This window comes from Citrobacter sp. KTE151 (assembly GCF_000398845.1).
Lineage (GTDB): Bacteria > Pseudomonadota > Gammaproteobacteria > Enterobacterales > Enterobacteriaceae > Citrobacter > Citrobacter braakii.
In genome coordinates, this window is record NZ_KB976064.1 from 169,362 (window position 1) to 185,752 (window position 16,391).

A 16,391-nucleotide genomic window follows, 5' to 3' on the forward strand; every position below is an offset into this window, starting at 1 on the left:
TAATACCCGCCCTCTTCCCTACAGAAACGCTCTCAACCTTATGAAAGGAGTGGGTGATGAACACAATAATAAAGCGCACAAAAGTGCGTTACGGTATTTTGATATTTCTGTTTCTTGCCACCGTATTTAATTACGCCGATCGCGCGACGTTATCCGTCGTGGCTCCGATTATGAGCAAAGAATTAGGTTTTGATCCCGAAGCAATGGGGCTGGCCTTTTCTGCCTTCGGTATTTCTTATGTCATTATGCAATTGCCTGGCGGCTGGCTACTTGATCGCTACGGTTCTCGTCTGGTATACGGCTGCGCCCTGATTGGCTGGTCACTGGTGACCATGTTTCAGGGCACCATTTATCTGTATGCCAGTCCACTTGTGGTATTGATAATCTTACGTTTACTGATGGGTGCCATTGAGGCTCCGGCCTTTCCTGCCAACAGCCGATTAAGCGTGCAGTGGTTTCCTAATAATGAACGTGGCTTTGTCACCTCAGTTTACCAGGCCGCGCAATATATCTCGTTAGGGGTAATTACACCGTTAATGACGATAATTTTGCATAATCTCAGCTGGCACTTTGTTTTTTATTACATCGGGGCGATTGGCGTTATTCTAGGCATCTTCTGGCTGGTAAAAATCAGAGATCCTATGCATCATCCGAAGGTAAACCAGCAGGAAATTGACTATATCCGGGAAGGCGGTGGCGAACCGTCGCTGGGAAATAAAAAAGAGCCACAGAAGATTACCTTTGCGCAAATAAAAAGCGTCTGCGTCAACCGCATGATGATTGGCGTTTACATCGGGCAGTTCTGCGTGACGTCAATCACCTGGTTCTTCCTGACCTGGTTTCCTACCTATCTGTATCAGGCTAAAGGAATGTCGATCCTTAAAGTGGGGTTTGTCGCCAGTATTCCTGCTATTGCCGGGTTTATCGGTGGATTGTTAGGGGGCGTTTTTTCAGACTGGCTATTAAAGCGCGGCTACAGCCTGACGGTTGCTCGTAAGCTACCCGTTATCTGCGGAATGTTACTTTCCTGTGTCATCGTTATCGCTAACTACACCTCGTCAGAATTTGTGGTTATCGCGGCGATGAGTCTGGCATTTTTCGCCAAAGGCTTTGGCAATCTGGGATGGTGCGTACTTAGCGATACTTCCCCAAAAGAAGTGCTCGGCATTGCTGGCGGCGTATTCAATATGTGCGGCAATATGGCGAGTATTATCACGCCGCTGGTGATCGGCGTCATTCTGGCGAATACCCAGTCCTTCGATTACGCCATTCTGTACGTCGGTTCGATGGGGCTGATTGGCCTGATTTCTTATCTGTTTATCGTGGGGCCACTGGATCGTATTACGCTGAGCCCGTCCGTCGCGTAATGTAAGCTTATGGCGATAGTTCGCCCGCTGTTCCGGGATTTGCACTCCTGCGGAACAGCGTTTTTTTTTCAAATAATCTTATTATTTTTCAGTACAGTACGCAGTCGCGGGTGCTGGCAAACCGCGTCAGCGATGGCGCTGATATTGGGCGTGTTGTCCTGAAACCAGTCATGCCCTGGCCCCCAGGTGCGCATAACGGCAATATAAACGTCCAGCAGTGTTAGCTGATCGCCAAACGCGTACGGCTCAGCGCTTAGCTGGTCGTTCAGCCACATATAAAGCGATTTGCGGTACTCAATACAGTTCTTTTTTAACTGCGCCGCGGCGTCTGGTACCCAGCGTTGTGGATAATCGGCATAGGTAAACGTTGGATAGACATTTGCCACCAGCCATATCAACAGACGCTGAAACTGCTGGCGCTCAGCGTGCCCAACGGGTGGTGCAAGTTCAGGACAACGATCGAGGATCATCAGGGCGATCGCCGCCGTTTCCGTCATCACGTTACCATTTTCCAATATCAGTGTGGGCACCTGGCACAACGGATTCATTTTTTTAAGCAACTCCCGCGAAGGCCCATCGCGGTCAAAACCATCAACATCAATAAAGCTGTAAGGGATCTCCGCCAGTGTGAGCATCACTTCACTGATGGCCGATCCCCAGCCCGGCACCCCATAGACCTTAATCATGCTGCAACCCCCAAAGTTAAAACCCTAAGTGTAGAGCAGCATTCGTCAGTCTATGCAGACCTGCCTATCTTTCCCTTGAAGTTCACAGCACTTTCGACAAGAACTGCTGGGTGCGCGTGTGGCGTGGATGATTCAGCACCTGCTCGCTGCTGCCCTGTTCGACGATTTTGCCATCGACCATAAACACCACCTGATCCGCCACTTCCCGGGCGAACCCAATCTCGTGCGTGACCACAACCAGCGTGGTTCCCGACTGCGCCAGTGCTTTGATGACATCCAGAACTTCGCCTACCAGTTCAGGATCCAGCGCTGAAGTGGGTTCATCAAACAGCATAACGCGTGGATTTAGCGCCAGCGCACGGGCTATAGCGATACGCTGCTGCTGACCGCCGGAGAGATGACGCGACCAGGCATCGGCTTTATTACGCAAGCCAACGGCATCAAGCAGAGTTAATGCCCGCTCGGTGGCGGCTTTACGCGATGCCAGACCGTGCGCAATGGGCGCTTCAATCAAATTCTCCAGCACCGTTAAGTGCGGAAACAGATTAAAATTCTGGAATACATAGCCGACGTTAACGCGCTGGCGCAAAATTTCCGCCTCTTTCAGCTCATACAGCTTGTCTCCCTGCCGACGATAACCAATGTAATCGCCATCGATTTGAATAAACCCTTCATCGACGCGCTCCAGATGGTTGATCGTCCGCAAGAGTGTGGATTTTCCTGAACCGGACGGGCCAAGAATAACCGTTACCGTTCCGGGAGGGATCTCCAGCGACACATTATCCAGCGCTTTGTGGCGACCGAAGTATTTGCTGACGCCGGTAATGGAAATATGGCCTTCAGGCGAGTGGGACATGGACGGCCTCCTGCTGCGGACGTTGACGGTTGCGTTTTTCTGCACGACTCACCCGGGCGGTATTGATTGCTGAACGTCGCTCGCTGCGGGCCAGCGCGCGTTCCACCAGGTGCTGAATTAACGACAGGACGCTGGTGATCACCAGATACCACACCGCACCCACCATCAGCAGCGGGATCACTTCCTGCGTGCGGTTGTAGATCATCTGGATGGTGTAGAACAGCTCTGGCATTGCCAGCACGTATACCATCGCCGTCCCTTTCGCCAGACTGATGATTTCATTGAAGCCAGCAGGCAAAATGGTGCGCAGCGCCTGCGGCAGAATAATTCGCAGCGTACGTCGCCATGCGGGTAAGCCCAGCGCTGCCGCTGCCTCGTACTGGCCGTGGTCAACTCCTAAAAATCCACCACGAATAATTTCAGCGGTATAGGCGCTTTGCACCAGCGTCAGGCCAACCACTGCGGTGGAAAACTGGCCGAGCACATTGATGGTCTCAAAACTGCCCCATTGAATGGGAGTAAACGGAATACCAATCGCCAGCGTGTCGTACAAATAGGAGAAGTTGTACAAAACGATGAGCACCACAATCAGCGGTAACGAACGAAACAGCCAGATGTATCCCCATGCCAGACCGTTCAGCAGCCAGGAAGATGAAAGCCGTGCCAGCGCCAGCAGACCACCGATGATAATACTCAACAGCGTACCGATAAGCGTCAGTAGCAGAGTTTGCCCAAGGCCGGACAAGATAACTGGATCAAAGAACCAACGGGCAAACACGCCCCATTCCCAGCGCGGATTAAACGCCACGGACTGGATAATCACCGCCAGGACAAACAAGGCAATGACTGCTCCTGCGGTGCGCATCGGATAGCGCGCCGGTACGACTTTAATACTCTCCGTCGTTTTCATCTTCTCTCCTCAGGCTATTCTGGCCTGACCGGCGATGGTCAACAGTTTGGTAAAGCGCAGCCGGCCATCAAACGGTGGCAGGCTGTACTCTTCGGGATCGCGCGCTGTATCAAATTGCGGATCGTAGCCCTGGCTTAAATAAAGTCGCACGGCCTCTGGCTGGCGAAATCCCGTGGTCAGATAAATCCGGCTGTAGCCCGCCAGCAGCGCCCTGCGTTCCAGCTCCTGCACCACGCGCGCCGCCAGCCCCTGCTGACGTAGGCTGCTTTTCGTCCAGATGCGCTTAATCTCGGCGGTGTCTTTGTCGTAAGGTTTGTAGGCCCCGGTGGCGATAATCTCGCCGCTGCGCTCCAGTACCACGAAAAGTCCCTGCGGTGCCAGATACCATTCGGTCAGCTCCACTTCAGCGTCGCGAGAAAAATAATCGCCATAGCGAGCGGCATATTCACCGAACAGACCGTTCAAAATTGGCTGCAGCTCGCTGGCTTCAGGTGAGACCACGCGAAATTGATCGCTCACGATGACCTCCTTAGTCGCCTAAACCGGCTGGATTGATTTCAGATTGCGGAATACGTTCCACCCCTTCTCCCCAGCGGTTCAGCACCTTGTCATAGTCGCCGTTGCCAATTACGCCGTTGAGGGCGGTTTGTACCGGCAGAACCAGACCGCTGTCCTTTTTCAGCGTCACAGCGATGTGTGCCGCTTTTGGCCAACCGCCATCAACGCTGCCCACCCGTTGCGTTTTACCGTTGAGTGCAGCTTTCCACGCGCCGATAACGTTAGGACCGAAGTAAGCATCGGCGCGGCCTGACTGCAGAGCCAGGGTTTGCGCGGCATCATCTTTGGTATACACCGGCGTAAACGGCTGCAACCCTTTCTTCACGTTCTGATCGTTCCAGGCGAGCAGGATGGCTTCCTGATTTGTCCCCGAACCGACGATGATGCGCAGACCGGCGATATCTTCCGCCTGCTCGATTTTCTTCAGCTTACTGCCGGTTTTGACATAGAAGCCAAGGGAGTCCTTACGATACGTCGCGAAATCGAATTTCTCTTTGCGGGCTTTGGTGACGGTAATATTGCTGATCGCGGCATCATATTTGCCGGACGTGACGCCCAGCGGCCAGTCTTCCCATGACGTGGGCACGACGTTGAGTTCCAGCCCCAGACTATCAGCCACCAGACGAGCGATGTCCGCCTCGCTGCCGATCAGTGTCTTATTGTCATCGGCAAAGACGGTCAGCGGGGGCTGGCTTAACCCGGCAATCGCCACGGTGAATTTACCCGGTACGGCCAGGTGCAGGTTCGCGGGCAACTGCGCAATCGCCTGCGGATTTTTTGCCGTATTGATTGGCGTTTTATTGGCTTCCAGGCTTACGCCCGTACCGTTAATAGTCACATCATTTGCCCAGACGTTAGCGCTGAAAGCCAGTGACAGCGCGAGGAAGACTGATTTTTTCTGCATAGCGTTTTTCTCTTATTGTGTGAATTGGTTTGCAGGTGTCGCGAGTCCCAGGCTTGCGCGCAGGGTCGTACCGGGATATTCATGGCGGAACAGGCCACGCGCCTGAAGCACGGGGACAACCTGTTCGACAAAACGCGGGAAGGTATCTGGTGTTCCACCCTGGATGATAAAACCATCTGCGGCTTTTTCGTCGAACCACTGCTGAAGGCCATCGGCAACCTGTTGCGGCGTACCGCTGAAACGTGGGCGTGGACTGGCCGCTTCCAGAGCAACCTGGCGTAGCGTTAAGCCACGCTCACGCGCGTTGCGTTTGATCTCATCAGTCGTACTGCGAAAGCTGTTTTGTCCAAGGGAACCCAGATCCGGGAACGGTGCATCCAATGGATATTGTGCGAAATCATGATGTTCAAAGTAGCGGCCCAGGTAGTTCAGCGCGTCGGTAATAGAGACCAGCGCAGCGGTAGTCTGATACTGCTGCTCAACGTCCTCTGCGCTGTCGCCAACAATCACGCTGACGCCCTGGAATATATGCAGTTGTTCGGGATGTCGCCCGGCGTAGGCCAACTGGCTTTTTACATCCTGATAGAACTCTTTGGCCTCCGCCAGCGACTCCTGATGGGTAAAAATAGCATCGGCATGCTGCGCCGCTAATTTCTTACCATCCTGTGAAGCGCCCGCCTGGAATATAATCGGACGGCCTTGTGGCGTGCGCCCAATATTTAACGGCCCTGCGACCTGAAAATAATCTCCATGATGGTTAAGCGTATGCAGTTTTTGCGGATTAAAAAATTCTCCGCTTGCCTTATTACGGGTAAAAGCATCATCTTCCCAGGAATCCCACAGTCCTTTCACCACCTGTAAATATTCATCGGCGATACGATAACGCAGGGCATGTTCTGGATGCTGGGCACGGGAATAGTTCTTTGCCGAACCCTCCAGAGGTGACGTGACCACGTTCCATCCGGCTCGCCCCTGGCTGAGATGATCAAGGCTGGCGAACTGCCGTGCGGTAGTAAACGGCTCGCTGTATGATGTGGATACCGTGCCAACCAATCCCAGATTCTGGGTAATGCTGGCCAAAGCAGATAATACCGTCAGCGGCTCAAAGCGATTTAAAAAGTGTGGGATTGATTTTTCATTAATATACAGACCATCGGCGACAAAAATAAAATCAAGCTTCCCTTTTTCCGCAATAAGCGCCGTCTCTTTGACAAAATCAAAATTAATACTGGCATCGGCCTGTGCCGCCGGATGGCGCCATGCGGACATATTTCCCGCTGCGCCATGCAGAATAGTGCCGAGCCGTAGTTGCCGATTTTCAGCCATAATAACCCCTACCCAACAGGTAAACTTAAAGATGTGCGAATGCCGTTTTTGCTAACTGTGCAAAGTAATGCGCGGCAGGTTCAATTAAACGTTCGTCCGGATTGAAGCCCGGGTGATGTAATCCGTATTCACTGGCGCTGCCAATACTGACAAATGCCCCAGGCGTATTTTGCAGATAGACAGCAAAATCCTCGCCGCCCATATGCAGGTCGGCATGATGGGTGGTGTAGCCTGATTGTTTCGCCACGGCGGTGGCGATATCGGCCCAACGAGCATCGTTTACCAACGCGGTCGGCCCCGCATGCCAGATAACGTCGATTTGTGCGCCAAAGGCGTGGGCAAAACCGGCGGCGATGTCATTAACCCGTGCTTTAACCTGCTGTTGCACCGAAGTCCGGTGCGTTCTGAGCGTCCCTTCCAGCTCAACGGATTCTGGCAACACATTCCATGTATTTCCTCCCTGAATACGGGTCACGCTAAGCACCACTGAATCCAGTGTGTTAACGTCGCGACTGGCAACGCTTTGCAACACCGTGACCAGTTGGCTGGCGAGCAGGATGGCATCTCTGCCTTCATGCGGACGCGCCGCATGTGCGCCCTTGCCATTAATACGCAGCACGAAGCGATCGACGTTGGCATAGAACGCGCCGCCGCGTGTGGCAAATTCCCCCACTGGTAAACCTGGCTCATTGTGCATGCCAAAAATAGCCGCAACGTTGTGCAGCGCACCGGCGCGGATCAGCGTTTTTGCGCCACCGAAACTCTCTTCAGCGGGCTGAAACAAAATACGTACTCGACCCGGTAAGTGTGTTTCCTGTTGTTTAAGCAGCAGCGCGGCGCCCAGCATGACGCTGGTGTGGACGTCATGCCCGCAGGCATGCATCACTCCCGGCGTGAGGGAGCGAAACGGCACATCGGCGCTTTCTTCTATCGGTAGCGCATCGATATCCGCTCGCAGCGCGATGACATCTTCTCCCTGCCCGATTTCCGCGACCAGACCGGTTTTCAGGTCGAACGGCAAAATCTCGACGTCCGCTGCGTGCAGCCAGGCGTGAATGCGCGCCGTCGTTGCCGACTCTTGCAGGGAAAGCTCCGGGTGCTGGTGTAATTCACGACGCCAGTTGATAAGCGTTGAGGCCAGAGTCATCAGAGCACCTCCACGGCGTTATGGGCTTGCGCCAACAACCGCAGCGATGTCATACGCGCGTGACCTTCCGCGACTGGCGTGTCGATAATGAACTCCTCAATGCCAAATTGCGTATGCAGGGCATTCAGCTTTGCCATCACCTCCTGAGCCGTGCCGTGTAACAACGCCTGCTCACGACGCGCGATTTTGCGTGGCGGACTGCCGGCCTGCGCGGCGAATGCCAGCGCCTGCTCTTCGCTGGCTACCGTGACACGTTGACCATTCTCCAGCTCCACGCCCCAGATTTGCACGTTTTCCGCAAGCTGCGCGGCGGTATCGTTACTGTCAGCCACAATCACCTGGACGGCAACTATCGTCGGACGTGCGCTGTGGGCCTGCCAGAAGGACAAAACGTCACGCAATAACGCGCGGTCACCGTTGAGGTGTGCCGCGAAGATAAAATGCCAATTGAATTGCGCTGCTAACTGTGCGCTTTGCACACTGGCTCCCAGGACAAATCCTTCCGGCGGTAACGGTGGGATTGGCGTCGGAAATACCGTTTCCCCGCTTTCCGTGCCGCTCAGCGTCAGCCAGTCGTTAAGCTGGGAAAGTTGGTCGGCAAAACTGCCTTTTTCATCCTGATGCACTCCTTGCTGTAGTGCCTGAGTCGACAGTGGTAAGCCGCCAGGGGCTTTCCCTACGCCGAGATCGACACGCCCAGGTGCCAGCGAGGCCAGAAGATTGAAGTTTTCCGCCACTTTGTACGGGCTGTAATGTTGCAGCATCACGCCACCGGAGCCTACGCGAATACGCTGGGTTTGCCCGAGGATCCAGGCGATCACCAGCTCCGGTGATGGGCTGGCCAGCTGTGGCGTATTATGGTGTTCCGCGATCCAGAAACGATGGTATCCCCACTCTTCTGCCCGCTGCGCCAGACGCAACGTCCGGGCAAGCGCCATCGCGGCGGTTTCACCTTCCCCGAGGGGGCTTTTATCCAGAATACTCAGGCGATATGACATGTTACGGGCCTATGCTTGTTAACATGTCATTATTATTAAATTATCAGATAACCATGCAGAAACATTTAATTTACATTTACTCAGCTAAAAAGTAGATAACCAGCCCTGACGCTGTCAGGGTTAAAATTCGGATCGCCTTGTACTGGTCGGAACACGAAACTGAAAACACGCGGAATGTATGGCCTACAAAATATAATAGGGTCGTTGGTCTCACGGGAATAACATCCAAATCATTTCATGCCAGTTTTCTTTTTGCGAAAACGTTTTTTAACGCGATTTACGTTAAGTCAGGTTAAATGACTTAAAACGTTATGCGGTTGTATAAAATGTTTCAGTTTTATGACCCTGAATGAATATTCCACAGAGATTTTTTAATTTAAATACTTCCACAGAAATGATGATTAGTAGAGAATGCAGCGTTTCTTATTAAAACGGTTTAAAACGGCTTTTTAATATTCCTCCCGATTTTATTGCGGGAATTTTTGTATGGATTATACATATCATTATGGGGCCTCTATGAAAAGTAACATGCCCGTTACACAAATTGAGCACGCACTTAACGACAAAGCGACGCTGCTTTCAACGACGGATAAAGAAAGTCATATTACCTACGCTAACTCTGCTTTTATCGATGCCAGCGGATTTAACGAAGATCAATTAATGGGCGAAGCGCATAATATTATTCGCCATCCTGACATGCCTCCCGCTGCATTCGCCGATATGTGGTACACGCTACAGCAGGGAGACAGCTGGACGGGTATGGTGAAAAACCGCCGCCAAAATGGTGACCATTACTGGGTTCGCGCCAACGTTACGCCGGTCTGGCACAATGAAAAACTCACCGGTTACATCTCCGTGCGTACCGTTCCTTCGCGTGATGAAATAACTCACAGCGAAAGTTTATACCAAAAAATGAATAGTCATCAGTTTAAAGGCTTTCGACTTTTTAAAGGGATTGTCATTCGTCGCGGCTTATTGGCATGGACTTCCATGTTTAAATGGCTGAATATCAGCCAGCGCGTCAATTATTCTTTAGGGGTGACGGCCCTGCTCGCTTTGTTATTTATCTTCGCCCCGTTTAATCCATTTATTCAGTCGGGTGGCTTGCTGGTGTTATTTATGGCGCTGGCTATTTACCTTAAGTATCAAATTTGTCAGCCAGTTAATACGCTCCTGACGCAAATGAAGAAAGTGGTGTCCGGACGTAAACCTGATAACTGTCATTTAAATCGGGTGGATGAGATCGGAATGCTAATGCGACTGGTTAATCAGTCCGGGCTTAATCTGAATTCTCTGGTCGATGACGTCAGTACGCAAATTTCCGGTATTCGCGCTATCAGTCAGCGGGTGTCAAAAGAAGGTACGGCGCTGCATCAGCGTTCAGAAGAAACCTCTGCCGACCTGCAACAAACCGCTGCGGCCATTGAAGAAATTGGTAGCGCGGTACAGCAAACCGCTGAGACGGCGGCACATACCATGACCATGGCCGATAAAACCAGCGCCAACGCTGCAGAAGGCGGCGATATCATGAAACAAACTATCGCCATGATGCAGGCGATATCGCGTGACAACGGGCAGATCGTTGACATCATTGGCGTGATCGACAGCATCGCCTTTCAGACCAATATTCTGGCGCTCAATGCCGCGGTTGAAGCCGCGCGAGCCGGGGAATCCGGGCGTGGCTTCGCCGTTGTCGCGGCAGAAGTCCGCAATCTGGCCCAACACTCGGCGTCTGCGGCAAAAGAGATCAAACAGCTTATTGAGAAGAACGTCGCCAATGTTAATAGCGGCGTCAAAATGGTGGAGCAAACGGAAACACATCTCACCGGGATGATTGGGGATGTACTGCAGATGTCGATGATGATCAAAGACATTAGTCTGGCCACGCGTGAGCAAACCCAGGCTTTGGATCTGATTAACGATTCAATTTCGCGCGTTGGCACCATGACACACAATAATGCCGAGATGGTGGAGCGCGTCACCGACGCCACCGCCGATCTGACCCAGCGTTCATCACGCTTACAGCAGGCCGTTCAGGTCTTTGGCGTATCGGCATAACGTTACGGCGCTTATTGGGTGAATGCCTCGATAAGCGCACTCCTCTACAGGTATAAACGCCTTTCTCTTTTATTGGCTGAATCGAGGCCACACCGCGCCAGTACCGGCTGCATAAAAATGCTGAATTCTTGTTACCGGGGCTTTGCGGAACCAATCAATTGAATGTAGGATGCTCGGCCGGCAGTTTTCCCCCGTAACACAATGAAGGGTAAGGCTGTTTTCGCCGCAGCAGGTGCGGCAAAAAGGATGTTGTATTTTTGTCAGGTCAACAGGAATCGTAATGAACACAAACAACACGCAAGCCGCGGAACAACATGCGGCGAAACGACGCTGGTTGAATGCTCACGAAGAGGGGTATCACAAAGCGATGGGCAATCGACAGGTACAAATGATCGCCATTGGCGGCGCAATTGGTACCGGGTTGTTTTTAGGGGCAGGCGCACGCCTGCAGATGGCCGGCCCGGCTTTGGCGCTGGTCTATCTGGTATGCGGTATTTTTTCGTTCTTTATACTGCGCGCGCTCGGCGAACTGGTTTTACATCGCCCTTCCAGCGGTAGCTTCGTTTCCTACGCCCGTGAATTTTTAGGTGAGAAAGCCGCCTATGTGGCTGGCTGGATGTACTTCATCAACTGGGCGATGACCGGCATTGTCGATATCACCGCGGTGGCGTTGTATATGCACTACTGGGGCGCGTTTGGCGACGTGCCGCAGTGGGTGTTCGCCCTCGGCGCGCTGGCTATTGTCGGTACCATGAACATGATCGGCGTGAAATGGTTCGCGGAGATGGAGTTTTGGTTTGCGCTGGTTAAGGTACTGGCAATTGTGATCTTCCTGGTGGTGGGTACCGTTTTTTTAGGTACCGGAAAGCCGCTGGATGGTAACGCCACGGGTTTTCACCTGATTACCGACAACGGCGGCTTCTTCCCGCATGGCCTGCTGCCTGCGCTGGTACTGGTACAGGGTGTGGTTTTCGCCTTTGCCTCTATTGAACTGGTGGGTACCGCCGCCGGTGAGTGCAAAGATCCGCAAACGATGGTGCCGAAAGCAATCAATAGCGTTATCTGGCGTATTGGTCTGTTTTATGTGGGTTCTGTCGTGCTGCTGGTTCTGCTACTGCCCTGGAACGCCTATCAGGCGGGGCAAAGCCCGTTTGTGACCTTCTTTTCCAAACTGGGCGTGCCGTACATTGGCAGTATCATGAATATTGTGGTGCTCACCGCGGCGCTTTCCAGCCTTAACTCAGGGTTGTACTGCACCGGGCGTATTTTACGCTCCATGTCGATGGGCGGTTCGGCACCGAAATTCATGGCTAAAATGAGCCGTCAACAGGTGCCCTGGGCCGGGATCCTCGCCACGCTGGTCGTGTATGTCGTTGGGGTATTCCTGAACTATCTGGTGCCGTCACAGGTGTTTGAGATCGTGTTGAACTTTGCGTCTCTGGGCATTATTGCGTCGTGGGGATTTATCATGGTCTGTCAGATGCGTCTGCGCCGGGCCATAAAAGAAGGTAAAACGGCAGACGTCAGCTTTAAACTGCCGGGCGCACCGTTTACCTCGTGGTTAACGCTGCTGTTCCTGCTGAGCGTACTGGTATTGATGGCGTTTGACTATCCAAATGGCACCTATACCATCGCGTCATTACCGCTGATTGCCATCCTGCTGGTCGCGGGCTGGTTCGGTGTGCGTAAACGCGTTGCAGAGATCCACCGCACCGCGCCATAACGGCAGAAGGCCTGACAGATTAATCCTTCAGGCCTTCTTTTTTAGTTCGCTTCAATCAACTGCGCTACGTCGTTGCTGTTAATTTCCCGCGCATTCCCATCCTGATCGGTATAGCTGGTCATTCCCGTGTCTTTATCCAGTTTTGGCTTACCCTGGGTGGTGATGGTTTGTCCGCTTTTGGTCGTCATAACGTAATCGGTGGTGCATCCTGCCAATGTAAACAGCATTACGCCTGCACAAAGACAGATAAATGGCTTTTTCATGGTATTCCCGTGTTATTCAGTTAGCCGTTGAGGGCGTAGTGTAAGTCCCTGAAGTAGGTCAGGCTACTGGCGGGGTGTAACGAGGCGTATCGGGGGATTTAGAGAAGTGACAGGAGGGGTTTCCCCCTCCTGTTAATTACAGCGCAATACGAATAACATCGTCCGGCTGGGTGGCTTCCTGCTCGCGGGTGGACTTCTGTTTCACGCTCACGTACAGGGTTTTACCGTCGGCGGAGAGCGCCAGGCTATTCGGGAATGTTGGGGTCTCGAACGTTTTAACGACTTTATAGCTTTTCGCGTCGATCACGCTCACTTTGCCGGCCTGACGATGGGTCACGTAGGCCTCGTTACGCGCCGGGTTAAACAGCACGGCCAGGGATTCCGGCGCGGCGACTTTTGCCAGGACGTTGCCATTACGGGTGTCGATTACCAGCACTTCCGCCGCTTTAGAGTCGGTGACAAAGGCACGGTTGCCCGCCGTGTCCAGACTCAGGTTGATGAAGAAATGCTCTTTTCCATCATCCAGCAGCTTTTTACGGCTGAGAATTTTGTTGGTGGTGGTATCGATAGTGATGAATTCACCGTCCGCATTGGCGGTGTACAGGCGTTTAGCCTTGCTGTCGACAGCCAGAGCGGTGCTCATTTTGCCGGTATTTTGAATGGTGTCCTTCAATTTAATGGCATCACCGTCCACCACCCAAATCACGCTCTCTTTACCAATACCGCTAATGTATACCGTGTTGGTGGCGTCATCGGCGACCAGCTCACGCGGCTGCAGTGGGCGAACGTCTTCAGAACGCTTACGCGCATCCAGCACCAGACGTCCTTTCACCGCGCCCGTTTTGGCATCCATTGCCGTCACCGCGCTGTTTACCGTGTTGCCGAACCACAGCGTTTGCGTGGCGTTGTTGATGGTGGCGCCAAACGGTTTGAGATCGTTATGAATAACCTGAGTCACTTCGAGGGTGACCGGGTCAAGACGGTAAACCACCCCGCCGGTATCCAGTTTGCGGCTCTGCGAAGTCGCCAGCCACAGCGCGTTCTCTTGCTGACTGTATGCCATTTCATAGGCGCCTTTGCCCACGGCTTTGCGCAGCAGTTCTTCTGCAGCCTGCGTAGTAAAAGATGATGCAACGAGCAGTGAACCTAACAGTAAAGAACCACGCAGACGCGGCGAAAACAGATGACGTAAAGACATGACGACTCCCTTTGATAAATTCGTTTGTTACTGCTTCACATAGCTTCAATGAGCAAAATCATGGTTTTGCCCTTTTTAAGAATGAGAATAGTAATCATTATTCATCTCAAAGTGGAGCACTTCTTCACATATTGACTACAATCGTTGTCATTGCCCGAAAAATTAGCGCAATTCAGCAGCGCTAAAATTCATCTTTTATAAAAAAATTCACGCGCTTATCGCCGGTTTTACGGCGTAAGCATCATTAACTGGCCTTGTTCATGACGATTTTTGCATCCCGCTACACTGCACTTCCTGTTTCTTTACTGCCTGTCTTCCTCTCGCCTTATGCCGTGGCAGAAAGTGAGATAAACGATCAAACGCTGATCGTTAGCGCGACACCACAGTCCGTTTCTGAACTGGACACCCCTGCCGCCGTCAGCGTCGTTGACGGAGAAGATATGCGTCTGGCAACGCCGCGAATTAATCTGTCTGAATCCCTGACCAGCGTCCCTGGGCTACAGGTGCAAAATCGGCAGAACTACGCCCAGGATCTCCAGTTGTCGATTCGCGGATTTGGTTCGCGAACCACTTATGGCATCCGCGGCATTCGTTTGTATGTCGACGGGATCCCGGCAACCATGCCGGATGGGCAGGGTCAAACATCCAACATTGATATCAGCAGCGTACAAAATATTGAGGTTTTACGCGGCCCCTTCTCTGCTCTGTATGGCAATGCGTCTGGTGGAGTGATGAATGTCAGCACTGAAACGGGACATGAGCCGCCAACCATTGAAGCCAGCAGTTATTACGGCAGTTTTGGCAGTTGGCGCTACGGGTTAAAAGCAACTGGCGCACTGGGCGATGGCACACAGCGAGGGGATGTGGATTACACCGTTTCAACAACCCGGTTTACTACCCATGGTTATCGCGATCGCAGCAGCGCCCAAAAAAATATGGCCAATGCCAAACTGGGCGTGCGCATGGACGATACGAGCAAACTAACCCTGATTTTCAATAGTGTAGAGAGTAAAGCTGACGATCCTGGTGGTCTTACCGAGTCAGAGTGGCAGGCCAATCCGCAGCAATCTCCCCGCGCTGAGCAATACAACACGCGAAAAACCATCAAGCAGACCCAGGCAGGATTGCGCTATGAACGCCAGCTTAGCGCGAGGGATGATATCAGCATCATGACTTATGCGGGCGAGCGTGAAACCACTCAGTATCAGTCAATCCCGATGGCCCCACAGTTAAAACCCTCTCATGCCGGAGGCGTTATTACCCTGCAACGTCATTATCAGGGGATAGACAACCGCTGGACTCACCGTGGCGAACTGGGCGTACCCGTGACCTTCACCACCGGTCTGAATTACGAAAACATGAGCGAAAACCGTAAAGGCTACAACAACTTTCGCCTTGATGATGGCGTGCCAGAATATGGTCAGAAAGGCGACTTACGACGTAACGAACGTAACCTGATGTGGAATGTCGATCCCTATCTGCAAACCCAGTGGCAATTAACGCAGAAACTCTCGCTGGATGCCGGGGTTCGCTACAGTTCGGTGTGGTTTGATTCTAACGATCGCTATATTACGCCTGGTAACGCAGATGACAGCGGTGACGCCAGCTATCACCAGTGGTTACCTGCTGGATCGTTAAAATACGCCATCACCGATGCCTGGAACGTCTACCTGGCCGCAGGACGCGGGTTCGAAACGCCCACCATCAACGAGTTGTCTTACCGCTCCGACGGCCAAAGTGGGATGAATTTTGACCTACAGCCTTCCACAAACGATACCGTGGAAATCGGCAGTAAAACGCGTATCGGCGATGGGCTGTTTACCGCAGCGCTATTCCAGACCGATACCGATGACGAGATCGTGGTTGACAGCAGTAGCGGCGGGCGGACAACCTACAAAAACGCTGGAAAAACCCGCCGTCAGGGAGGTGAGTTATCCTGGGACCAACGCTTTGCCGCAAGCTGGCGCGTAAAAGCTGCATGGACCTGGCTGGATGCGACCTACCGCAGCAACGTCTGTGGCGATCAAAACTGCAACGGCAACCGCCTGCCTGGCATTGCGCAAAACATGGGATTTGCTTCGCTGGGCTACGTGCCTGATGAAGGTTGGTATGCGGGAACTGATGTTCGTTATATGAGCAACATTATGGCCAATGATGAAAATACGGCGCAAGCCCCGTCCTATACCGTAGTGGGTTTAAATACCGGCTATAAATTTTATTACCGCAGTCTGATGATCGACCTGTTCGGTCGGGTGGATAATCTGTTTGATAAGTCCTACGTCGGTTCGGTGATAGTGAATGAGGCAAATGGTCGATATTACGAACCGGCGCCAGGACGAAACTATGGCGTAGGGATTAATCTGGCCTGGCGTTTTGAGTAACACTGGCGGGAATAAC

At 52.6% G+C, this 16,391-nt stretch carries 12 protein-coding genes and 1 pseudogene; 4 read left to right on the forward strand and 9 right to left on the reverse strand.

The features are described from left to right. The first annotated feature begins 56 nt into the window (after nucleotides 1–56). Nucleotides 57–1,367, forward strand: coding sequence for an MFS transporter (locus tag WC7_RS13815; protein ID WP_016153127.1), 1,311 nt, complete (start codon nucleotides 57–59; stop codon nucleotides 1,365–1,367). A 68-nt stretch (nucleotides 1,368–1,435) separates the two neighbouring features. On the opposite strand, the gene WC7_RS13810 is transcribed toward WC7_RS13815, so the two are convergent. From WC7_RS13810 to WC7_RS13775, 7 genes and pseudogenes are all read right to left on the reverse strand, one after another. Further along, a complete protein-coding gene (locus WC7_RS13810; RefSeq protein ID WP_016153128.1) occupies nucleotides 1,436–2,053 on the reverse strand; it encodes a glutathione S-transferase family protein in 618 nt (205 codons plus the stop codon). An 82-nt stretch (nucleotides 2,054–2,135) separates the two neighbouring features. Beyond that, a complete protein-coding gene (locus tag WC7_RS13805; RefSeq protein WP_016153129.1) occupies nucleotides 2,136–2,909 on the reverse strand; it encodes an amino acid ABC transporter ATP-binding protein in 774 nt (257 codons plus the stop codon). Then, the gene (locus WC7_RS13800; RefSeq protein ID WP_016153130.1) at nucleotides 2,893–3,819 is read right to left on the reverse strand and encodes an amino acid ABC transporter permease; all 927 of its coding nucleotides are present in this window, start codon (nucleotides 3,817–3,819) and stop codon (nucleotides 2,893–2,895) included. Before WC7_RS13800 ends, WC7_RS13805 begins: the two co-directional genes overlap by 17 nt. Nucleotides 3,820–3,828: 9 nt before the next feature. After that, the gene (locus WC7_RS13795; RefSeq protein ID WP_016153131.1) at nucleotides 3,829–4,338 is read right to left on the reverse strand and encodes a GNAT family N-acetyltransferase; all 510 of its coding nucleotides are present in this window, start codon (nucleotides 4,336–4,338) and stop codon (nucleotides 3,829–3,831) included. Between the two features lie 10 nt (nucleotides 4,339–4,348). Beyond that, a pseudogene (locus WC7_RS26965) lies at nucleotides 4,349–6,607 on the reverse strand (NtaA/DmoA family FMN-dependent monooxygenase). Nucleotides 6,608–6,632: 25 nt separating this feature from the next. Then, nucleotides 6,633–7,754 (reverse strand): amidohydrolase, encoded by a 1,122-nt coding sequence (locus tag WC7_RS13780; RefSeq protein ID WP_016153134.1) that lies wholly within the window; start codon nucleotides 7,752–7,754, stop codon nucleotides 6,633–6,635. Continuing rightward, complete coding sequence (locus WC7_RS13775; RefSeq protein ID WP_016153135.1) at nucleotides 7,754–8,752, reverse strand: MsnO8 family LLM class oxidoreductase; 999 nt, start codon at nucleotides 8,750–8,752, stop codon at nucleotides 7,754–7,756. Before WC7_RS13775 ends, WC7_RS13780 begins: the two co-directional genes overlap by 1 nt. Before the next feature lie 516 nt (nucleotides 8,753–9,268). Here WC7_RS13775 and WC7_RS13770 point away from each other — a divergent pair. Both WC7_RS13770 and ansP read left to right on the forward strand, forming a co-directional pair. After that, the gene (locus WC7_RS13770; protein WP_032947101.1) at nucleotides 9,269–10,810 is read left to right on the forward strand and encodes a methyl-accepting chemotaxis protein; all 1,542 of its coding nucleotides are present in this window, start codon (nucleotides 9,269–9,271) and stop codon (nucleotides 10,808–10,810) included. Between the two features lie 280 nt (nucleotides 10,811–11,090). Beyond that, nucleotides 11,091–12,533: an L-asparagine permease gene (gene ansP / locus WC7_RS13765; protein ID WP_003833088.1), complete on the forward strand. Its 1,443-nt coding sequence runs from the start codon at nucleotides 11,091–11,093 to the stop codon at nucleotides 12,531–12,533. 41 nt (nucleotides 12,534–12,574) lie between these two features. Here ansP and WC7_RS13760 read toward each other — a convergent pair whose 3' ends face one another. Next, the gene (locus WC7_RS13760) at nucleotides 12,575–12,796 is read right to left on the reverse strand and encodes a YgdI/YgdR family lipoprotein (RefSeq protein WP_003020157.1); all 222 of its coding nucleotides are present in this window, start codon (nucleotides 12,794–12,796) and stop codon (nucleotides 12,575–12,577) included. A 136-nt stretch (nucleotides 12,797–12,932) separates the two neighbouring features. Continuing rightward, nucleotides 12,933–13,994, reverse strand: a complete 1,062-nt coding sequence (locus tag WC7_RS13755) for a 7-bladed beta-propeller protein YncE (RefSeq protein ID WP_016153137.1) — start codon at nucleotides 13,992–13,994, stop codon at nucleotides 12,933–12,935. A gap of 260 nt (nucleotides 13,995–14,254) precedes the next feature. Between WC7_RS13755 and pqqU the strand changes: the two genes are divergently transcribed. Further along, nucleotides 14,255–16,375, forward strand: a complete 2,121-nt coding sequence (pqqU, locus tag WC7_RS13750) for a TonB-dependent receptor PqqU (RefSeq protein ID WP_016153138.1) — start codon at nucleotides 14,255–14,257, stop codon at nucleotides 16,373–16,375. Nucleotides 16,376–16,391 lie beyond the last annotated feature (16 nt).